This is a genomic window from Sphaerimonospora cavernae, assembly GCF_042435035.1.
GTDB lineage: Bacteria > Actinomycetota > Actinomycetes > Streptosporangiales > Streptosporangiaceae > Sphaerimonospora > Sphaerimonospora cavernae.
In genome coordinates this window covers 1-19,491 of sequence record NZ_JBHMQT010000055.1, presented here as the reverse complement: position 1 = coordinate 19,491, position 19,491 = coordinate 1, and the positions used below count along the sequence as shown (strand labels likewise).

At 69.5% G+C, this 19,491-nt stretch carries 19 protein-coding genes and 1 riboswitch; of the genes, 13 read left to right on the top strand and 6 right to left on the bottom strand.

The features are described from left to right. The first annotated feature begins 31 nt into the window (after positions 1-31). The 6 genes from ACFHYQ_RS24085 to ACFHYQ_RS24060 are packed head-to-tail and all read left to right on the top strand — an operon-like array spanning position 32 to position 6,153. Positions 32-1,486, top strand: a complete 1,455-nt coding sequence (locus tag ACFHYQ_RS24085) for an aldehyde dehydrogenase (protein WP_394303404.1) — start codon at positions 32-34, stop codon at positions 1,484-1,486. After that, positions 1,479-2,420, top strand: coding sequence for a DODA-type extradiol aromatic ring-opening family dioxygenase (locus ACFHYQ_RS24080; protein ID WP_394303403.1), 942 nt, complete (start codon positions 1,479-1,481; stop codon positions 2,418-2,420). The genes ACFHYQ_RS24085 and ACFHYQ_RS24080 overlap by 8 nt, the downstream gene beginning before the upstream one ends. Beyond that, positions 2,420-3,280, top strand: coding sequence for a fumarylacetoacetate hydrolase family protein (locus ACFHYQ_RS24075; RefSeq protein ID WP_204015515.1), 861 nt, complete (start codon positions 2,420-2,422; stop codon positions 3,278-3,280). The genes ACFHYQ_RS24080 and ACFHYQ_RS24075 overlap by 1 nt, the downstream gene beginning before the upstream one ends. Before the next feature lie 20 nt (positions 3,281-3,300). Further along, positions 3,301-3,489, top strand: a complete 189-nt coding sequence (locus tag ACFHYQ_RS24070; RefSeq protein WP_204015519.1) for a ferredoxin — start codon at positions 3,301-3,303, stop codon at positions 3,487-3,489. A gap of 5 nt (positions 3,490-3,494) precedes the next feature. After that, on the top strand, positions 3,495-4,706 hold the full coding sequence (locus tag ACFHYQ_RS24065; RefSeq protein ID WP_394303402.1) for an NAD(P)/FAD-dependent oxidoreductase: 1,212 nt from the start codon (positions 3,495-3,497) through the stop codon (positions 4,704-4,706). Between the two features lie 25 nt (positions 4,707-4,731). After that, a complete protein-coding gene (locus tag ACFHYQ_RS24060; protein WP_394303401.1) occupies positions 4,732-6,153 on the top strand; it encodes an aminobutyraldehyde dehydrogenase in 1,422 nt (473 codons plus the stop codon). 122 nt (positions 6,154-6,275) lie between these two features. Here the strand turns inward: ACFHYQ_RS24060 and ACFHYQ_RS24055 are convergent, their stop codons facing one another. The 3 genes from ACFHYQ_RS24055 to ACFHYQ_RS24045 all read right to left on the bottom strand — a co-directional run bounded on the left by ACFHYQ_RS24055 (position 6,276) and on the right by ACFHYQ_RS24045 (position 9,888). Beyond that, a complete protein-coding gene (locus ACFHYQ_RS24055; RefSeq protein ID WP_394303400.1) occupies positions 6,276-7,046 on the bottom strand; it encodes a glycoside hydrolase family 25 protein in 771 nt (256 codons plus the stop codon). A 12-nt stretch (positions 7,047-7,058) separates the two neighbouring features. Beyond that, positions 7,059-7,198, bottom strand: a riboswitch (cyclic di-AMP (ydaO/yuaA leader). A gap of 225 nt (positions 7,199-7,423) precedes the next feature. After that, a complete protein-coding gene (locus tag ACFHYQ_RS24050) occupies positions 7,424-8,086 on the bottom strand; it encodes a response regulator (protein ID WP_394303399.1) in 663 nt (220 codons plus the stop codon). Beyond that, positions 8,083-9,888: a sensor histidine kinase gene (locus ACFHYQ_RS24045; protein WP_394303398.1), complete on the bottom strand. Its 1,806-nt coding sequence runs from the start codon at positions 9,886-9,888 to the stop codon at positions 8,083-8,085. Before ACFHYQ_RS24045 ends, ACFHYQ_RS24050 begins: the two co-directional genes overlap by 4 nt. Before the next feature lie 285 nt (positions 9,889-10,173). Here ACFHYQ_RS24045 and ACFHYQ_RS24040 point away from each other — a divergent pair, with 285 nt between their 5' ends. The 4 genes from ACFHYQ_RS24040 to ACFHYQ_RS24025 all read left to right on the top strand — a co-directional run bounded on the left by ACFHYQ_RS24040 (position 10,174) and on the right by ACFHYQ_RS24025 (position 13,673). After that, entirely contained in the window at positions 10,174-10,962 is a 789-nt protein-coding gene (locus ACFHYQ_RS24040; RefSeq protein ID WP_394303397.1) for a CPBP family intramembrane glutamic endopeptidase, read from the top strand. A 21-nt stretch (positions 10,963-10,983) separates the two neighbouring features. Continuing rightward, positions 10,984-11,562, top strand: a complete 579-nt coding sequence (locus ACFHYQ_RS24035) for a hypothetical protein (protein WP_394303396.1) — start codon at positions 10,984-10,986, stop codon at positions 11,560-11,562. A gap of 364 nt (positions 11,563-11,926) precedes the next feature. After that, on the top strand, positions 11,927-12,787 hold the full coding sequence (locus tag ACFHYQ_RS24030; protein ID WP_394303395.1) for an isocitrate lyase/PEP mutase family protein: 861 nt from the start codon (positions 11,927-11,929) through the stop codon (positions 12,785-12,787). A 73-nt stretch (positions 12,788-12,860) separates the two neighbouring features. Further along, positions 12,861-13,673 (top strand): class I SAM-dependent methyltransferase, encoded by an 813-nt coding sequence (locus tag ACFHYQ_RS24025; RefSeq protein WP_394303394.1) that lies wholly within the window; start codon positions 12,861-12,863, stop codon positions 13,671-13,673. A 224-nt stretch (positions 13,674-13,897) separates the two neighbouring features. Here the strand turns inward: ACFHYQ_RS24025 and ACFHYQ_RS24020 are convergent, their stop codons facing one another. After that, on the bottom strand, positions 13,898-14,026 hold the full coding sequence (locus ACFHYQ_RS24020; RefSeq protein WP_394303393.1) for a hypothetical protein: 129 nt from the start codon (positions 14,024-14,026) through the stop codon (positions 13,898-13,900). Between the two features lie 109 nt (positions 14,027-14,135). Here ACFHYQ_RS24020 and ACFHYQ_RS24015 point away from each other — a divergent pair, with 109 nt between their 5' ends. Both ACFHYQ_RS24015 and ACFHYQ_RS24010 read left to right on the top strand, forming a co-directional pair. Beyond that, on the top strand, positions 14,136-14,741 hold the full coding sequence (locus ACFHYQ_RS24015; protein WP_394303392.1) for a DUF1707 SHOCT-like domain-containing protein: 606 nt from the start codon (positions 14,136-14,138) through the stop codon (positions 14,739-14,741). A gap of 138 nt (positions 14,742-14,879) precedes the next feature. Further along, entirely contained in the window at positions 14,880-15,353 is a 474-nt protein-coding gene (locus tag ACFHYQ_RS24010) for a hemerythrin domain-containing protein (protein WP_394303391.1), read from the top strand. A 74-nt stretch (positions 15,354-15,427) separates the two neighbouring features. Here ACFHYQ_RS24010 and ACFHYQ_RS24005 read toward each other — a convergent pair whose 3' ends face one another. Beyond that, positions 15,428-16,540, bottom strand: coding sequence for a winged helix DNA-binding domain-containing protein (locus tag ACFHYQ_RS24005; protein WP_394303390.1), 1,113 nt, complete (start codon positions 16,538-16,540; stop codon positions 15,428-15,430). A 239-nt stretch (positions 16,541-16,779) separates the two neighbouring features. Between ACFHYQ_RS24005 and ACFHYQ_RS24000 the strand changes: the two genes are divergently transcribed. Then, a complete protein-coding gene (locus ACFHYQ_RS24000; protein ID WP_394303389.1) occupies positions 16,780-18,828 on the top strand; it encodes a SpoIIE family protein phosphatase in 2,049 nt (682 codons plus the stop codon). On the opposite strand, the gene ACFHYQ_RS23995 is transcribed toward ACFHYQ_RS24000, so the two are convergent. Further along, positions 18,818-19,491, bottom strand: a 674-nt coding sequence (locus tag ACFHYQ_RS23995; protein ID WP_394303388.1) for an NPCBM/NEW2 domain-containing protein, incomplete at its 5' end; no start/stop codon positions are given. The genes ACFHYQ_RS24000 and ACFHYQ_RS23995 overlap by 11 nt on opposite strands.

The following is a 19,491-nucleotide window of genomic DNA, read 5'->3' as shown; positions in this document are numbered from 1 at the left end:
TGTTTGGGACCAAACGATTTGGAGGAAGCGGATGGCCACTGTCGCGGATGTCACCGTCCACGAGGGGCACTGGATCGGCGGCGAACGGGTGTCCTCCCCGGCCGCCTTCGAAGACGTGTCGCCGATCGACGGACAGGTGATCGCACGCGTGGCCCGGGGCGGCGCGGAGGAGGCCGCCGCCGCGGTGAGCGCGGCCGAGCGGGCGTTCCCGGCCTGGGCCCGCACCACCCGCGAGGAGCGGGCGAGGCTGCTGCACGCGATCGCCGACGGCGTGGACAAGCGCCTGGAGCAGCTCGCGATCGTGGAGACGACCGACAACGGCGCGCTGCTGCGCTCCCACCTGCGCGGCGTCATGCCCCGGGTGGCGCACAATTTCCGGTTCTTCGCCGACTGGCTGCTTGAGCTCGGGCACGACGACTTCGACACCCGGGGCCACCGCAACCACGTCTCGTGGGACCCCGCCGGGGTCTGCGCGCTGATCACCCCGTGGAACGCCCCGCTCATGCTGGCCACCTGGAAGATCGCCCCGGCCCTCGCCGCCGGCAACACGGTCGTGCTGAAGCCCGCCGAGTGGACCCCGCTGACCGCGTCCCTGCTCGCGGACATCACCGTGGAGGCCGGGCTGCCCGACGGCGTGTTCAACGTCGTGCAGGGCTACGGCGAGGAGGTCGGCGCGCCTCTGGTGGCCGACCCCCGGGTGCGCCGGATCAGCTTCACCGGCTCGGTGCCCACCGCCCGGCACATCGCCGCGGCCGCCGCGCCCAACCTCACCCCGCTCTCCCTGGAGCTCGGCGGCAAGTCCCCGCTGATCGTGTTCGCCGACGCAGACCTGGACCTCGCCGTCGACCTCGCGGTCGAGCAGTACGACAACGCGGGGCAGGTCTGCCTGGCCGGCACCCGGCTGCTCGTGCAGGAGGAGATCGCGGCCGAGTTCACCGAGCGCTTCGTGGCCAAGGCAGCCACCCTGCGCCAGGGCGACCCCCGCGACCTGTCCACCGACATCGGGCCCAACATCCACCGCGAGCACTTCGAGCGGATCGACGGTTTCGTGCGCCGGGCCGTCGAGGCGGGAGCCACCCCCGTGATCGGCGGCGGGCCCAACACCGACCTCGGCGGGCTCTACTACCGGCCCACGCTCTTCACCGGCGCGGCCGCCGACAGCGAGATCGTCAACGAGGAGGTCTTCGGTCCCGTCCTCACGCTGCAGACGTTCCGCACCGAGGAGGAGGCCGTCGAGCTGGCCAACTCCACCAGGTTCGGGTTGGCCGCCACCCTCGCGACCGGCTCGCCGGAGCGGGCCGAGCGGGTCACCGCCCGCCTGGTCGCCGGCACCGTCTGGGTCAACTGCTTCTTCGTCCGTGACCTCCAGGCGCCGTTCGGCGGGGCTCGCCAGTCGGGCATGGGCCGTGAGGGCGGCGACTGGAGCTTCGACTTCTACTGCGACGTCAAGAACACCGTCTTCGCGCCGGGAGGCTGGAATGGGTGAGGTCGTCGGCGCGGGCATCCTCGCGCACGCTCCCACGATCATGCTGCCCCTCGACGTGCGCAAGGAGCTCAACGAGGGCAAGGAGATCAGCATCGTCCCCGGGCTGCGCCGCCTGCGGGAGGAGGTCTTCGACGCCCTCGACTACGACACGGTCATCGTGTTCGACTCGCACTGGGCGACCACCTTCGAGTTCGTGGTCACCGCCCAGGATCGCCGCTCCGGGCTGTTCACCTCCGAGGAACTGCCGCGCGGCATGTGCCGCATCCCCTATGACTTCCCGGGCGACCCGGAGCTCGCCCGGCTGATCGCGTCGCACCAGGACGGGCACGCCACCTGGATCACCGCGATCGACGACCACCACCTGCCGATCTTCTACGCCACCGTGAACCTGTGGAAGTACCTCGGGGCGCCCGGCAAGCGGTGGATCTCGATCAGCATGTGCCAGACCGCGGAGGCGGAGGACAACCTGCGGCTCGGCCGGGCGGTCGGCGACGCGATCGCGGCCAGTGACCGCAAGGTGTTGTTGATCGCGTCGGGCGCGTTCTCGCACACGTTCTGGCCGCTGCGCCACCTGCGCGCGCACGAGTCGAGCGACCCCGCGCACGTACGGACCCCCGAGGCGCGGGCGGCCGACGAGGAGCGCATCGAGTGGATGCGGCGCGGCGACCATGCCCGGGTGCTCGACACGATGGACGAGTTCTACCGCTTCAAGCCCGAGGCGGGGTTCGGCCACTACCTGATGCTGGCCGCCGCTCTCGGCGAGCGCGACCTCACCGCGCCCGGCAGGCTCTACAGCGACTACGAGAACGCCACCGGGACCGGCCAGGTGCACATATGGTTCGACCGGCCGGAGGGCGGCTTCACCCGGCCGCGGGCCACGGACGCCTCGGGTGACCCGTACCCCTATCCGTTCCGGCTCGAAGGGACCGCCTGATGCCTCAGAAAGAAACGGTGGAATACCGCAGGATCCTGCTGGACGGCGCGGCCGTACAGGTGCGCAGGGAGGGCGATGAGCTGGTCGGCGCCGACGGCCGGGTCGTCGGCGTGGACGATGCCGTCCATCTCCCGCCGTGCGTGCCGACGAAGATCATCGCGGTGCATCTCAACCACCGCAGCCGGGTCGAGGAGTTCATGACCTCGCTGCCGCCCGCCCCCACGTACTTCCACAAGCCGACCTCCGCGCTGAACGCGCACAAGGGCGCGATCGTACGGCCCGAGCGGTGTGAGTACCTCAACTACGAGGGCGAGGTCGCGATCGTCATCGGCCGCACCACGCGCAACATCTCCCCGGACGAGGCCGGCGACCACATCGCCGGTTACACGATCGGCAACGACTACGGCCTGCACGACTTCCGCGACACCGACGCGGGCTCGATGCTGCGCGTGAAGGGCTCCGACACGCTCTGCCCACTCGGCCCCGGGCTGGTCACCGGCTGGGACTTCCACGGCAAGCGGCTGCGCACGTACGTGAACGGCGAGGTCGTGCAGGACGGCTCCACCGACGAGATGGAGTGGGACATGCACTACCTCGTCGCGGACATCGCCCGCACGATCACCCTCTACCCCGGGGACGTGCTGCTGTCCGGCACCCCGGCCAACTCCCGGCCCGTACGGCCCGGCGACGTCGTCGAGGTCGAGGTCGAGGGCCTGGGCAGGCTGACCAATCACATCGTCCACGGCCCCGTTCCGATCCGGGACGACTGCGGCGCCCAGCCCACCGAGTCGGAGGAGGTCATCTCGACCGCCTTCGGCGGGGACTGGGAGTTCCGCGGCATCCGTCCGCCCAAGCGTTGACCACGGCAAGGAGTCTCATCATGAAGGTCATCGTCGACATGGACGTCTGCAAGGACCACGGGCAGTGCGTGTTCGCCGCCCCCGAGGTCTTCCAGATCAACGAGGACGGCCACCTGGTCTACGTCGCCGAGCCCGACGAGTCGCTGCGCGACGCCGTGGAGGAGGCAGCCGACGTCTGCCCGCTGCAGGCCATCACGATCGAGGACTGACCGCGGTGCGGACCACACGGCGCGTCGTGATCGCGGGGGCGTCGATGGGCGGCCTGCGCGCGGCCGAGCGGCTGCGGGCGGCGGGATTCACCGGCGAGATCGTCGCGATCGGCGACGAGCCCCATCTGCCGTACAACCGTCCTCCGCTGTCGAAGGAGGCCCTCGCCACCGAGGTGACCCACGACGCGCTCGCGTTCCGGCTCCGCCCGGCGGTCGCGGACGTCACGTGGCGGCTGGGCGTTCGGGTCGTGGGGGCCGACCTGGACGCCCGGGCCGTACGGCTCGGCGACGGCGCCGAGCTGACCTGTGACGGGCTCGTGATCGCCACCGGCATGCGGCCCAGGCGGTTACCCGGGCCCGCGGCCGGCCGGCACGTCGTGCGGACTCTCGAGGACGCCCGCGATCTCCGTGCCGAGCTGCGGCCCGGGGTGAACGTGCTGGTCGTCGGCGCCGGGTTCATCGGCTGCGAGGTGGCGGCCACCGCCCGCACGCTGGGCGCGTCGGTCACCGTCGTCGCGCCGGAGGACGCCCCGATGCGCCGCCCGCTCGGCTACGAACTGGGCACGGCGCTGCGCCGCCGCCACGAGGAGCGCGGCGTGACGTTCCTGCTCGGCCGTACGATCGCCGCGTTCCTTGGAGAAATGGGCGAAATGGGCGAAAATCGGGTGACCGGCGCCGCGCTGTCCGACGGCACCCGCGTCGACGCCGACGTCGTGGTGGAGGCCGTGGGATCGGTGGCCAACACCGAGTGGCTGGACGGCAACGGCCTCGACCTGTCCGACGGCGTGCTGTGCGACGGCGCGCTGCGCGTCGAGGGGCGGCACGGCGTCGTCGCGGTCGGCGACATCGCCCGCTTCCCCAACCCGCGTTATGACGGCGTGCCCCGCCGGGTCGAGCACTGGAGCATCCCGACCGACACGGCCAAGCACGCGGCGCTCACGCTGCTCGCCGACCTCGGTCTGGGGGAGGGGATCGCGACGCCCTTCGCCCCGCTGCCGACGTTCTGGAGCGACCAGTACGAGCTGCGCCTGCAGTCGTTCGGGGCGCCCGCGCTGGGCGAGTCGGACATCCGGGTGCTGGAGGGTGACCTCGGCGGCGAGGTCGTGGTCGGCTACCACCGCGACGGCGAACTGGTCGGCGTGGTCCTGATCGGCATGCCGTCCGCCGTCGCCCGCTACCGCGCCGCCCTGCTGAACCGCACCCCCCTGGCCGCCTGAGCCGTACCCGACCTGTGAGGAGACCGTGGTGGACACGCTGTGCAACGTGATCGCCGGAGAGCGCCGGGACGCCGGCGAGTGGATGGAACTGGTCGACCCCTCGACCGAGAAGGTGTACGGCAGGGCGCCCCGCTCAGACGAGCGGGCCGTGGCCCGGGCGGTCGAGGCGGCCGGCGAGGCCGCGCGGACCTGGCGGCGAACCACCCCGGCCGAGCGTCAGCGGCTGCTCCTCGAGCTGGCCGATCTGATGGCGGCGAACCGGGAGGCGCTGGCCGAGGCCGAGGTGCGGGCCACCGGCAAGCCGCGCGGCACGGCGATGCGGGTCGACACGGGCGGGGCCATCGACGCGATCCGCTACTTCGCGGGCGCGGCGCGGGTGCTGGAGGGGCTCGGTGCCGCCGAGTACGCCGAGGGGCACACCTCGTTCGTACGGCGCGAGCCGATCGGCGTCGTCGCCCAGGTGACGCCGTGGAACTACCCGCTGATGATGGCCGCGTGGAAGATCGGACCGGCGCTGGCGGCGGGCAACGCGCTGGTGCTCAAGCCGTCCGACACCACGCCCGGCTCGACCGTGCTGCTGGGCGAGCTGTGCGCCCGGGTCCTCCCGCCCGGCGTGGTCAACGTCGTGTGCGGTGACCGCGACACCGGCCGCGCGCTGGTGGGACATCCGGGTGTGGAGATGGTGGCCCTCACCGGCTCGACCCGCGCCGGGGCCGAGGTGATGGCGGCCGCCGCTCCCGACCTCAAGGACGTCCACCTGGAGCTGGGCGGCAAGGCCCCCGCGGTGGTCTTCGGCGACGTGGACCCCGCCGCCACCGGGCGCGCCATCGCCGAGGCGGCGTTCTTCAACACCGGGCAGGACTGCACCGCCGTCACCCGGGTGCTCGTCGAGGAGCGGGCGTACGACGACGTCGTCACGGCGCTGGCCGAGGCGGCGCGGGCGCTGCGCGTCGGCGGGCCCGACGAGGAGGGCGTCTTCCTCGGTCCGTCGAACAACGCGGCCCAGGCCGAGCGGGTCGGCGGCTTCCTCGAACGGTTGCCCGGGCACGCCCGCGTGGTCACCGGCGGCTCCCGGCTCGACCGTCCCGGTTACTTCTTCGCACCGGCCGTGGTCGCGGACGTGCGGCAGGACGACGAGATCGTGCAGCAGGAGGTCTTCGGCCCGGTCGTGACCGTACAGCCGTTCGCGAGCGAGGAGGAGGCCGTCGAGCTGGCCAACGGGGTCGACTACGCGCTCGCCTCCAGCGTGTGGACCAGGGACACCGGCCGTGCGATGCGGCTGTCCGCCGCACTCGACTTCGGCGCGGTCTGGGTCAACTGCCACCAGGTGATCATCCCGGAGATGCCGCACGGCGGCTTCAAGCACTCGGGCACCGGCAAGGACCTGTCCCGCTACGGCCTGGACGCCTACACCCGGATCAAGCACGTGATGATCAGCCACACCTGACGTCGCCACGGTCGTTCTCACCGCTGACAGCCGGAGCACGAGGGACCGTGCTCCGGCTGCCGGCAGGGCGTGACTCCGTGGTCAGTGGCGGCGTGGTCAGCGGTGCCTGGTCAGTGGCGGCGTCAGCGGCGGCCGAGGGCGCGCAGCTGCTCGGGGCTCAGCGCGGAGACGTTCTTGTCGATGGGATATTCCGTGTACTGGTGAATGGCCCAGCTCTTCCAGTCGGCGGGCGGTGTGACCTTGCCCGGGGCCTTGCTGTAGTGCGCCACCCACAGCGGATATTCGGCCAGGCCGCGCCCGTAGGTGTTGGCGAAGTTCCAGCCGCTGTACAACATCGGGGTGACGCCGGTCTTGGCCTTCACATGGGCCAGCCAGGTCTTGGCCCAGGCGTTGACGTGGCTGACCGACATGCCGTCCGTGGCCTCCAGGTCCAGCACGAGCAGGTCACCGGGCTTGCTGGGCTGCTGGTTCACCATGGAGAGGAAGTGCTCGGCTTCGGCGACGGGGTCGTTGCTGGGGTGGCCGAAATGGTAGGCGCCCCGCACGATGCCCTTCTTGTCCAATTCGTCCCAGTATCGGGCGAAGGTGGAGTCGCGGAAGGTCAGGCCCTCGGTGGCCTTGATGATGCCGAACTTCGCCGGACTGGCGGCCCAGTTGTGGTTCGGCTCGTGGTTGGAGATGTCTTCGCCGTAGATCAGCGTGATGTTCTCGTCGCCGGGGGCGAGCTGCGTGGCCTGCGCCGGCCCGGCCAGGAAGACACTGAGTGCGGCGGTCGGCACGACCATCGCCAGACTGACGGCAGGCGAACGGAAGCGCTTGCCGGAGAGGCTCACCCGGTACTTGGGCGAGGCCGGCGAAGAGGGGGTGACTGCGGTGAACCGGTGTTCCAGCATGAAGGGATTGACTCCTTGCTTCCATGCCGCCTACCGGGACAGCTGACGGGTTCGGGCGGAAGCGCCCTACGGCGCGCTTGGGGGGACGCGCTCCGATTCACCCGAGGGGTGGTCCCCGGCTCCGCGAGGCGCGGAGTCGGCGGCCGTGCACCTTCTGACGGGACGGCTCCCGCCAGGGGACGCGCGGATCCTGGCAACGAACGGACAACGCAACCGGGGATGGTGTCACCGTTGCGTATGCCGTTGGCGACAAAAGGTACACGGACCACCATTAAGGTGCAAATAGGACAAAACTCCGGATCGGAGTCTTACGGAGGGACGCGGTCGGCTGGTCACCCCTCCGCGGAGAGGGGCGCGTCCGTGTGCGGGACTGCCCGTCAGGACGGGGTGATGCCCTCGCGGGCCGCCCACAGGGCCGCCTGGGTGCGGGAGGACAGTCCCAGTTTCGCCAGGATGTTGCTGACATGGGTGCGGGCCGTGCGTTCACTGACCGACAGCGCGGTCGCGATCTGGCGGTTGGACCGGCCGTCGGCGATGAGGGCCAGCACTTCTCGTTCTCGTGGTGTCAGGCTTGCCGTGGCTGTCACGGGAGCCCGCATCGCAGCGGCCAGTTGCCGGGCGGCGGCCGGATCGAGGTGCACCTCGCCGCGGACCGCGGCACGCAGGGCCCGCCCCACCTCGTCCGCCTCGGCGTCCTTGAGTAGATAGCCGGTGGCCCCGGCTTCCAGGGCGGCCCGGACCTTCTTCTCCTCCACGAAGCTGGTCACCGCGATGACCTCGACGGCGGGAAACCGGGCCTTGAGCTCTCGGGTCGCCGCTATGCCGTCCATGACGGGCATCATCAGGTCCATCAGGACGACGTCGGGAAGTTCGTCCGAATGGTCGAGAACCGCCAGGCGGTCGAGCGCTTCCTTCCCCGTTCCCGCCTCGCCGACCACCTCGATGTCGTCGAGCATCTCCAGGAAGGCCCGCATGCCCGTACGGACGACGCGGTGGTCGTCGACCAGAAAGACCTTGATCGTGCTGTCCGCGGTGCTCACCGGCTGGTCGCCTCCGTGTGTTTCGTGATCGGCGCGGTGACCGTGACGCTGGTTCCGGCGCCGGGTGTGCTCGTGATGTGGAGGCCGGCACCTATGCGTGTCGCGCGCTCCCGCATCGTTCCGAGTCCCATGTGTCCCGGAAAAGCGGCATCGGGGGCGAAGCCGCGACCGTCGTCCCTGACCGAGACCGTCAGGCTCGACCCGGTCCGGGTGATCGTCACGGTGGTCCGCTGGGCATCGGCGTGCTTGACGGTGTTGTGCAGCGCCTCGAGGACGATCCGATAGAGGTGTTCCTCGACCGCTTCGTCCAGCGCGGGACGCTCGCCCGTCTCGTCGACGACATCGATGAGCAGGCCTTCGCGGCCTGCGATGGCGGCGGCCTGCTTGCGTACCGCGGAGACCAGGCCCTCCTCGGCCAAGGCTCCGGGGCGCAGTTCGAAGATGAGGGCGCGCATCTCCGCCAGCGCTCCCTGCGTCAGCTCCCGCAGTTGGCTCACCGCGCGTCCCAGCGACGCGTTCCCGCCGAGACCCTGCTTGTCCATCGCCAGCTCGGCGGCACGGGCGTGCAGCGTCATCGAGAACAGTGCCTGGGAGACCGAGTCATGGAGATCGCGGGCCAGCCGCTGCCGCTCCACCAGGGCGGCGTTCTGCCGGACTTCGGCGAGCAAGGTGGCGTTCTCGATCGCCACGGCGATCTGATCCGCGAACGCCACGAGAAATTCGAGCTCCTCATCCGCCGGCTCGTCATCGGGGAGGTAGTAGACGTGCAGCGCACCGAACATCTGGCCCATGGTGCCGAGGGGAACGGCCACGAGGATGTCCCACTCGACATGGGGCAGGAACCGGTGGATCGGCTCGGCCCGGGGCCGCGCCAGGGTCCGCGCCGGGGCATCGCGGATCACCTCCACGCGCTGCTCATGAAGGGCGGTTATGGCAGGGGAGTCGACGCCGAGGTCCCAGGCCGCTCGCAAACCCTCCTCATAGCCGTCGGGCAGCCCGTCGGTGGCGAGGAACCGTAGCCGGCCGCTGTCACGTTCCATAATGTGGACCGCGGCGGCCACACCGCCACTCGCCTCCACCACCGTCGCCATGGCGGTCCGCAGTGTCGTCTCCAGCGGCTGGTCCACGACCATGTCGCTCGCGACCCGGGACAGCGCGGCCACCCGCCGCCGCAGGAGACCCATGGTCGCCTCGATCGCCGCGCGGTGCTGCTCCTGCTGGGCGCGTAGCCGTTCCTCGATGCGCGCGCGTTGGATCGCGGCTCCCAGGGTGTCCGCGGCCGCCCGGAGCGCCGCCACGTCATTGGGCAACCACTCCCGTTCGGCCACGCATTCGTCGAACCCGATGAAGCCCCACCAATGGTCTTCGACATGGATGGGCACGAGTGCGATCGACTTGATGTCCTCGGCCTCCAACTCGGGACGCTCCGGCGCGGGGAAGTCGCGGACGTGGCCGGCCATCACCTCCCGGTGCTCCAGCAGCCCGACCCACCGTCCCCAGCCGACGTCGACGTAGTTGAACCCCCTGAGCATGGGGTGGTCGATCTGCGGGGTGATCCCCGCGGCGACCCACTCGGACCGGTGGCCAGTGCACTGGCCGCCGCGAGCGTCGAGGTAGTTCTCGAAGATGTACACCCGGCTCACTCCGGCCGCCGTCCCGAGCCGCTCCAGGACTTCGCCGATGTTCGTCTCCCACGGTTCGGCACTGGCGAGGAACCGGTCGGCGGCGAAGAGCACGGCGGCCAGGATGGCGTCCGGGCCGGGCGCCCGGTCGGCGCGGACGTTCTCTCGCGCAGCTGCCATGTCGGCCCTCCCGCCTTGCCTGGCCAGTTAAGGCACCCCCGGCGGGAGTGTTGCAGCCGTGATCGTACTCCATGTCAACGTTCAGGGCTATTGCCCTTCCATAGTTTGAGATGTCCGAAAATGCGGCGGCCGTCCCGCCGGGCTGAGACTTTTGACGTAGTGGACCCGTGGCGATCGGCTGAGCCGGGTGGCGTCGGTACGCCGATCCGGCGAAGGGACCACCCCCGAGATCATCGAGGTAAGCGGCCGGCCCGGCCGTGACCACGAGACTCGGAGGCGCCCGCCATGAAGGTGAACCCGGCTGTTCGACATGACCGCCACCATGCCGTGGCCGGTGCCCTGCCATGGACCGCGCCGAACTGGGTGGAGCGGCGGCCGCTTGCGGCGACGCTCGCGATCATAGTCGGCGTCTTCGGACTGGTCGGCGCATCCGCCGGCGTTCTCACCTGGCTTACCCCGGGGATGGGCGAGACGGCGCGTCGCGAGATCGCCACCCTCGTGCTCGCGGCGGCCACCCTCGTCCTGTTGTCTCGCTGGTCGGCGTGGCGAGCCGTCGGCATCACCCGTCTGCCACGGCCACGCCACCTGACCCTCATGGCGCTGCCCGTGGCGCTCGCCGCATGGCCGCTGGGCTTCGGCATCGAAGGGGGTGCGTTGGCGTTGGCCGCGGCACTGGTCGCTGAACTCCCGAACTCCTTCGCGGAGGAGGCCCTGATGCGAGGCGTGGTCGTCAGGGCGTTCGCGCATCGCAAGCGGTGGCTTGCCGCTCTCGTCTCAGGCATCGGCTTCGGCGCGGTGCACCTGGTTGTTCTGGTCTGGGGAGCCTCGCTGTCAGACGTCGTGCCGCTGATCGTCGTCTCCGGCCTGTTCGGAATCGGCTACGCCTGCATCCGCATGGTCACGCACAGCTTGTGGGCGCCGATCGCCCTGCACATGCTGTTCAACGTCAGCCAGAACGTCGGCCGCGGACTGGAGACCCTTGGCGAGGGACCCTCCACCCTGATTCTGCTTGTGGGCGCCGTAGCTTTCCCGATCTACGGGCTGGTTCTTCTGCGTCGCGCGCCGCGGAACTGACACCTGGTGATTGGAGAGATCATGGTCGCGGTGCAGCAGTCGAGCACCGGTTCGATCGGTCTGCCGGTGATCGGTGGCACGGTCATCGTCACGATCGGGGCGGGCCTGCTCGTCGCGACGTGGTTCGGCCGGGGCGCGGCACTCGTCGCCGCCGGCACGATCGTGTCGCTCGTTCTGGTCGCGGGATCGACGATGAACGGCATTCCTAGGAAGGTCGGCAGCTTCGTCTGGCACCCCGTCGGCGCGGTCCAGATCCGGGACTACGCGGTGAGCGTGGGTGCGGGCCGGCTCGACCTGACCGACCTCGCTCTCGGGCCCGGCGCCCGGGTCAGGTTCAACGCGTCGGTGTCGGTCGGGCAGCTCACGGTGATCGTGCCGGCGACCGCGCGGGTGGAGGTGCACGGGTACGCCCGGCTGGGCGAGGTGAAGATCGACCACAGGGTCGAGGACGGTACGGGCGTCCGATTCGACCGGGTGCTCGAGCCCGAGGTGACCGGCATGTGCGACGCGCCCACCATCGAGCTCCACGCGCGGGCCGGGATCGGCGACGTGGAGGTGCGCGCTGTCCCCTGCTCACGCCGCAGTGTGGTCCGATCATGAGTAGGCCTGCCGCTTGGGCAGGCGCTCCGGTCAGGTCCGGCTGTACAAGGTCGCCAAATCGATCAGCTGAACGTCGTGTGCCGCGTCTGCCGCTGTGCGCGCCTTGTCGTTGAAACCGGTGCCGCTGAAGCAGACCAGGCGGGTGTGGCTGGTGTCGTAGCGGCCCGCCTGGGTGATGAGGTCGCGGATGTGACGAAGCCGTTCCTATCTTCTGCAGCTATGGTTCGGCCTGCGCCGAACATTTCTCTGGCTATGGTCGATGGGTCTCGTCGGCCGTCCGGGCGATCCGCTCTGGATATGACGGAATCGAGCGGAAGTGACGTATACCGAGGACGGCACCGGCGTGCCAATGGGGAGAAGACCGATGACCCTGGACCCCACCGACCAGCGGCGCCGCGCGGAGGTGTTCGCCTCGCTGCACGAAGGCCCGGCATTCGTGATCCCGAACCCGTGGGACGCCGGCACTACGCGGCTGTTCACCCGGCTGGGATTCCCCGCCCTGGCCACCACCAGCGGCGGCCTCGCCCTCGTCTTCGGCCGGACGGACGGCACCGGCCAGGTCACCCGCGAGGACACCCTGGCCAACATCGCCGCGATCGCCTCGGCCACACACCTGCCAGTCGCGGCTGACCTGGAGAGCGGCTTCGGACCCGCCCCCAGGGACGTGGCCGACACGATCCGCCTCGCAGCCGAGGCCGGCGCCGTGGGCGGCTCTATCGAAGACGCCACCGGAGATCCGTCCCGGCCCATCGCCGAGCTGGACGAGGCGGTGCGCCGGATGGAGGCGGCGGTGGAGGCTGCCCGGGCGCTGCCGTTCCGCTTCACGCTCACCGCCCGCGCGGAGAACTTCCTGTACGGACGACCCGACCTGGACGACACGATCGCCCGACTGAAGGCGTACGACGCGGTCGGCGCGGACGTGCTGTACGCCCCGGGCCTGCCGGACCTCGACGCGGTCAGGGCCGTCTGCGCGGCGGTCGGCCGGCCGGTCAACGTGCTCGCCGGCAGCTCGCCCGGGGTGACCGTGGCCGAGCTCGTCGCCGCCGGTGCCCGGCGCATCAGCCTTGGGTCCGCACTGGCGCGGGTCGCGCTCAGCGCCACTCTCGCCGCGGGGCGGGAGCTCGCGGAGCACGGCACGTTCGGTTTCTCCCGCGGGGTGCTCAGCTACGCCGAGGCGAACGCGCTGTGGACGGACGAACCACGGCGGACGGAGGGCAGCGTATGACCGACGAGTTGGAGCTTTGGGCTGTCGGAAAATCGGTGGACAGTCCGTACGGTCAGTGGCGATCGTTGGCGGCATGCGTCAGGAGGAGATCTGGGACGTCGACGCCGCTCGGCGTTATGACACGCCGGGCACCGGCATGTTCGCGCCTGATGTCCTGGGGCCGGCCGTGGACCGCCTCGCCGAGTTCGCGGGCGACGGGCGAGCTCTCGAGTTCGCCATCGGGACCGGCCGTGTGGCCGTCCCGCTCGCCGAACGAGGGGTGAGTGTCACCGGCATCGAGCTGTCACCGCCGATGATCGACCGACTGCGAACGAAGGCGGACGAAGCGACAATCCCAGTGATCGTCGGGAACATGGCGACCGCCGCCGCCCCGGGGAAGTACGCGCTCGTCTTCCTCGTCTACAACACGATCGCCAACCTGCTCACCCAGGCCGAGCAGATCGCCTGCTTCCGCAACGCGGCTCGCCATCTCACCCCGGGCGGCCGGTTCGTGATCGAGCTCTGGGTGCCCGAGCTGCGTAAGCTTCCGCCGGGCCAGCAGGCCACGGTCTGGTCTTCGGAGCCCGGCTACATCGGTCTGGACACCTACGACGTGCTGCGCCAACAGGTTGTGTCGCACCATTTCACGTTCGACGGGAGCGGCCAGGCCCGGCTGTTCCGCACTCCGCACCGCTACATCTGGCCGTCCGAACTCGACCTCATGGCCCAGTTGGCCGGGTTCGAGCTGGAGAGCAGGCACGCGGACTGGACCGGCGCCGAGTTCACCGCCGAGTCGCGTTCCCACGTATCCGTCTACCGGAATGCGGGCCAGTGCTCCGGCGTTCACGCCGGGGGTGAAGGCCCGCGCGGGAGTGCCCTCTGGGGCGTGAGCGTGCCTGAACGGTAAACAGCTTGTGGCAGCCCAACCACGTACGGTAGGTTTTCCGTGCTCGGTGATAATAACCAAACCACCGAGCGTGCTCGGAACGCCGCAGGAACTGCGGTGTCAGCGCGTGGAGCCTTCGCCGTTAGGGGGGCTGTGAAGCGCGAACCCCCGCACCTCGGTGACGGGAAGAATCTCCAGCATTTATGCTGGAGAGGAGTTCAACGCATCCCCACAGATCAGAGCCGCTAGCGGTCGCGGCGGCGCGCCACCATCTGGCCGACGAGCACGACGACGACGGTCATGACGAACATCAGCGTCCCGATGACGTTGACCTGGGGCGGCACGCCGCGACGGGCGGAACCCCACACGAACATGGGGCCGCGTCCGCCCTGCTCCCGCCCGGCAGGTCAGGGGCATGGTGTCGTAAGCGGCGTCACCTTGACGGTCTCCCCGTCGAGACGAATGAGAACTATCGTGGCCAGCATGGAAAATCCCCCTTCACGCAGGGACTCCCAGATGTCGCACCTGCGCGCCTCGGACAGCAACAGGGAGCAGGCCGCCGCCCTGCTGGGCGAAGCCCTGAGCACCGGACAGCTGAGCCACGAGGAGTACTCCGAGCGCCTGGACAACCTCTACCAGGCCAAGACCGTGGGGGAGCTCGAGGTCCTCACCCATGACCTGCAGGTCGACCGGCCCCGTCCGGCAGCGAGCCCGGTTTCCTACGCGCCGGGTGCGAGTTCCGCGCCCGAGAACATCGTCGCCATCTTCGGCGGGGCCGATCGCAGGGGCCGCTGGCGGGTACGACGGCAGACCAGGGCGCTGGCCCTATTCGGCGGCATGCGATTCGACCTGACCGACGCCGAATTCGAGGCGAAAGAAATCGAGATCACGGTCAATGCGATCTTCGGTGGGGCCGAGATCATTCTGCCCGAGGGGGCGGAGGTGCGCTGCCATGGTGTCGGCGTCTTCGGCGGCTTCGACGTGCACGGCAGCCCGGACGTCGACCCGTCGGCGCCGGTGGTCGTCGTGAAGGGCCTGGCGCTGTTCGGCGGAGTGAGCGGCAAGGCCAGGCGCCGGCGCGATCGCTGATCGACGGACGATCGGCGCTCTTCGGCTCTCTTGTGCGCGTTTTTATCCAAATCCTGTTGTAAAAACCAGTAGAGTGGGTGAAAGTCGAGCCTGGACAGCCGAGGAGCATCGGGGACACCGGCAGTAGAAGGAGATCGCGTGGAGAGCGGGACACTGTCGTCGGCGCTGGAGCGGGAACATCGCGAGATCGACGAGGGAATCGAAACCTTCGTCGAAGGTCTGGCGGAGGGCGGAGAGGACACCACGCCGCTGAAGCGCGCGATGGAGGGGCTGCGCCGCCACATCTACCTCGAAGAGGAGTTCCTGTTCCCGCCGTTGCGGGAGGCGGGCATGATGGCGCCGGTCTTCGTCATGTTGCGCGAGCACGGTGAGATCTGGCAGACGATGGACCGGCTGGACGCCGAGATGGGCAAGGGCGTCGCGGCGGACCCGTTGCGGGGGTTGTGCGCCGAACTGCTCGGGCGGCTGGAGCAGCACAACTCCAAAGAGGAGCCGATCATCTACCCGCAGGCTGACGCGGTGCTGACGCCCGAGGCGACTGATCACCTCCAGAGTTTCATCGCGTCAGGCCGGATTCCCGAGGGCTGGGTGTGCCAACGAGCGCAGGCTTGACCGATCCCGGAGGCCGGCCGCGCGACCGTCGTCGCCGACCCCCATCGCCACGAACGCCTCGCTGGGATGACGGCTTACGGTAGGCGCACCTCGGGCGTACGGCCCACGAAGCGTGCGTACTCTTCGAACGTCTGCTCGATTTTCGCCCGTTCGGCCTTGCCCAGCGGCACGAGCGGTTGGACTGTGATCTGCACCTTGGTCTTGGTAAGTGACCGCTTCCAGGTGCCGACGACCCGGCCGTCGCATACCACTGTCGCCTGGAATATGCCGTTGTTGCCGGGAATGATGGCCGGTTTGTGCTCGTCGGCGAGCATGAGCGTACGGTCCTTGTAGCCCAGCAGATACTCGTCGAACCCCGGCAGCACGAGGACCTCGCGGCCGTCCATCGCGGATGGTGCGGTGTCGAGCAGCGCCGGTTCCAGGTACATCTCGACGCCGTCGACGGTCACACCGGCCAGCTGGTCGCCGGCCGCCGCGATGCCGCGCTTGGCGTCGGCCGCGGTCAGCCCGGTCCAGCCGGCGAAATCCTGCCTCGTGGTCGGCCCGTGGCCGCGGAAGTACCGCAGTGCGATGGTGGCCAGCGCCTCGTCGCGGTCGGGCCGGTGCGGGTCGGGGACCCACTCGTCGAGCAGCACGAAGCTGTGCTCGTTGCCGATGTTCGGGGCGATGCACAGCACGCCGCGCTGGCTGGCGTACCACAGCAGGTGGTAGCCCAACTGGCCGGCGGCTTCGATGCCCTTGTCGGCGAGCACGGCGACGCATTGTGACCGGGTCAGCCGGCCACCGCCGGCCAGTGCCGTGCCCAGCACCTCCACCGCTCGTTCGGCGACCTCCTCACTCAGCCCGAGATACGCGCGACGCTTCGCCGCACCCGCCAGTGCCCGCGAACCCATCAGGTCGAGCATCCAGTGGGCGTCCCGCGGCGGAACGAAGTGAATGGTGCCGCGCATCGGCCAGGTGCGCAGCGCCTCACGCCGCTCCAGCGCGGCGGTCACGTCGCCGACGGTGTATCCCGGCAGGCGTACGCCGAACGACCACAGGCCGCTGGCCAGGTCCTGCGCCTGCATCGCGCCGAGCCAGGTCACCACCCCGGCCACGTCGGCCGGCCGGTCCATGCCGTGATGCCGGTCGCGCAACAGCAGGCCGACCATCCGCAGGGTGAGCGCCTGCGCCCGAGTAATCCGCACCTTTACCATCTCCTCGCAGGCAGCGTACCGATGGCCTACGACAACATCGGGGCGTGCGATCTCTCGGGGCCAGCGGGGCGCGGAGAGCCCCACATGTGGAGAAGTTGTCCCACCGACGCGTGCGACTTTGGCGATTTGCACATATATTTCCTATTTGAGGCTAGTTGGGGGATTGCATTCGTCGCCGATGTCATGGTGCGACGGAGGAACGTGATGATGGGGTTGCCCGCGGGGAAGAAATGAACGGCCTTCCGCTGGAGGTGTTCGACCCGGCGCCGGTCGGGGTGCTGGTCACCACCGGAAAGGACCACCGCCTGGTGTACCTGAACGACGCCATGCGGGCGATGTTCGGCGACCGGCCCATCGGGATGCCGGTCCGCGAGGCGTTCAGCAACCTCCTGCAGCAGGACTCCCTCCTGTCGTTCGATCGGGTCCTGGAGACCGGTGAGGCCGTACGGCGAGAGCATGCCTCCGCGAGGGTGGCCGCTCCCTCGGGCGGATCGCAGGAGCGCTTCTTTCACTACAGCCTCTCGAAGATTCCTCTCCCCGATGGGGCGAGTGGAGTGCTGCAGATGATCGTGGAGGTCACGGAACAGTTCGTCGCCACCAGGCGGATGCGCACCCTGGCACGGGAGCAGCGCCGTCTCCTGCGCCGCTACCAGAGCCTGCTATGGGTCAACGCGCACACGGTGTGGGCGAGCGATCCCAACGGCAGGTTCAGAGAGGTGAGCCCGGACTGGAGGAGGTTGACCGGGCAGACCCGGGAGGAGTACCGCGGCTATGGATGGCTGCAGGCGGTCCACCCCGAGGATCGTGCGCCGACCCTGAACACCTGGGTTTGGGCCGCCGAAGAGGTGCCCGCGCTGTTGGAGCTGGTCTTCCGCGTTCGCGTCCTCGACGGCACCTACCGGCATTTCCGGATGCGGGCCGTGCCGGTGTGCAAGGAAGGCGCCGTCGTCGAGTGGGTGGGCGCCGCGACCGACATCGAGCAGGAGTGGCAGGAGGAGCGGCGCCGCAAGCTTCTCGACCGTGCCGCCGCCGCTGTGGCGGACATCACCGATCTGGAGGAGATGTGCCAGGCGCTGGCCGATGTGATCGTCCTGGAGCTCGCCGACGCCTGCCACATCCACCTGCTCCCCGAGCTCGCCGGCGGCCTCTCGGATGGGCTCGTCACCGAGCGCATCGCCATCGCCGCGCGCCCTGGACTGCCGAGACTGCCGCGCCGCCAGAAGGCGCACCATCCCGCCGACGGTGAGTTCGTGCGCGCGGTACGGCAACGCCGGCCCGTCTACCTGTCCTTCTCTCCGGGGCATCCCCCACCTGGCTCTGACGCCAGAGCCGGGGAGTGGATGATCGAGGCCAAGGCGCACAGCCTGGCGATCATTCCGGTCGTCGCCCAAGGCGAGGTGGCGGCCGTGGTGGTCGCCGCCACCTGCGGAGACCGGCCGCCGATCGATCCGGCCGACGCCGATCTGACGGGGCAGATCCTCGACCACACGCACGACGCCCTCGGCAAGGCTCTGCGGTTCCGGCGCACACAGCGGGTGGCGCTGGCCCTGCAGCACAGCCTCCTCGCCGAGCCGCCGCACGTCCCGGGACTGGAGCTCGCGGCCCGCTACCAGGCGAGCCCGGCCGCCGCGGAGATCGGCGGGGACTGGTACGACGCGTTCGTGCTGCCCGGCGGTGCCGTGGAGGTGGCCATCGGAGACGTGGCCGGGCACGATCTGGCCGCCGCCGTCTGGATGAGCCAGGTACGCAACATGGTCCGGGCGCTGGCCGTCGACCGCAACGAACTCCCGGGGGAGATCCTGCACCGCCTGGACACCGCCCTCGAGACCTTGAACAGTGAGATGACCACCGTGACCTGCGTGCTGGGGTGCCTCGAAGAGGGTGCGGACGGCGGGTGGCGGCTGACCTACGCGGTGGCCGGGCATCCGCCGCCGTTGCTGGTTACAAACGACGGTGACAGCCACTTTCTGCATGCGGCGGACAATCTCCTCCTCGGCCTGTTGTTACAGGACCAGCCGTGGACCAGCGCCGTCGAGCCACTGCCACCGGGCAGCACGTTGCTGCTCTACACCGACGGCCTCATCGAGCACAGGGATGAGAATCTGGATCGGGGACTGGACCGGTTGCGGCGGTACGCCGAGACGCTCGCCCGTGAGCCCCTGGGCCGGTTCTGTGACGGACTGCTCACCGGCATGCCCATGACCGGGGAGGACGACGTAGCCCTGATCGCACTGCGGGTGCCTCCATCAGCGCCAACTGAGGGCTGTCCTATTGCGTGAGCGACGCGTCGCCGAATACGGCACCGCGTGTCCATCTGGTGTAATATGTATCAAAAGGCGCTATTCTTGTGACGGCGAGTTGAAGATTCATTACGTCCCGAATGTCGACGCTTATCCGCACCGGTTTCGCGTATTCGACTCGCTTCCTGAGCAGAAGAAGTCCGTCGCCGTATATCTCGAACTCTGCTATCGAGCCGACTGCGTCCCTGTCGTTCACTCCTAGGGTTGCCTCAAACGTCCGATAATCGCCGTCTATCAGATATTCGGTCCATCGGGTCTGGCCTACACCGCCGAGTGTGAGGCCGATGCTGCGGTCGTAGGTCTTCCCGTTGATGTCGTAGGCGCCGCGACGGGAGTATCCGGCGAACTCACCCCATCCATAGGTGAGATCCGCCAGGTAGACCGAGGGCGTCTTCGGCTCGCTCCACTCCGGGGCCGGCGTCGGGTCCGGTGTCGGTGTCGGCTCCGGAGACGGTTCGGGCGGGATGGTGGCGGTGGCCGTTGTGGCAGGCGTGACCGTCACAGTGGCCCACTGAGTCTTTTCGGCGGCCTGAGATATCTCCATGTCCGGTGTGAGGCCTTTGGTGACTCCGTGAGAGCTGGTAAACAACCAGCCGGTGCGCAGAGCGTGATGGCCGCTGGCCCGGCGTCGATCTGACCGCT

Coding starts and splice junctions, on each gene's coding strand:
- ACFHYQ_RS24075 (WP_204015515.1), top strand. CDS start 2,420: ATGCCTCAGAAAGAAACGGTGGAATACCGCAGGATCCTGCTGGACGGC.
- ACFHYQ_RS24055 (WP_394303400.1), bottom strand. CDS start 7,046: ATGCTGGAACACCGGTTCACCGCAGTCACCCCCTCTTCGCCGGCCTCG.
- ACFHYQ_RS24015 (WP_394303392.1), top strand. CDS start 14,136: ATGGAAAATCCCCCTTCACGCAGGGACTCCCAGATGTCGCACCTGCGC.
- ACFHYQ_RS24070 (WP_204015519.1), top strand. CDS start 3,301: ATGAAGGTCATCGTCGACATGGACGTCTGCAAGGACCACGGGCAGTGC.
- ACFHYQ_RS24000 (WP_394303389.1), top strand. CDS start 16,780: ATGAACGGCCTTCCGCTGGAGGTGTTCGACCCGGCGCCGGTCGGGGTG.
- ACFHYQ_RS24080 (WP_394303403.1), top strand. CDS start 1,479: ATGGGTGAGGTCGTCGGCGCGGGCATCCTCGCGCACGCTCCCACGATC.
- ACFHYQ_RS24085 (WP_394303404.1), top strand. CDS start 32: ATGGCCACTGTCGCGGATGTCACCGTCCACGAGGGGCACTGGATCGGC.
- ACFHYQ_RS24025 (WP_394303394.1), top strand. CDS start 12,861: ATGCGTCAGGAGGAGATCTGGGACGTCGACGCCGCTCGGCGTTATGAC.
- ACFHYQ_RS24030 (WP_394303395.1), top strand. CDS start 11,927: ATGACCCTGGACCCCACCGACCAGCGGCGCCGCGCGGAGGTGTTCGCC.
- ACFHYQ_RS24045 (WP_394303398.1), bottom strand. CDS start 9,888: ATGGCAGCTGCGCGAGAGAACGTCCGCGCCGACCGGGCGCCCGGCCCG.
- ACFHYQ_RS24035 (WP_394303396.1), top strand. CDS start 10,984: ATGGTCGCGGTGCAGCAGTCGAGCACCGGTTCGATCGGTCTGCCGGTG.
- ACFHYQ_RS24040 (WP_394303397.1), top strand. CDS start 10,174: ATGAAGGTGAACCCGGCTGTTCGACATGACCGCCACCATGCCGTGGCC.
- ACFHYQ_RS24020 (WP_394303393.1), bottom strand. CDS start 14,026: ATGTTCGTGTGGGGTTCCGCCCGTCGCGGCGTGCCGCCCCAGGTCAAC.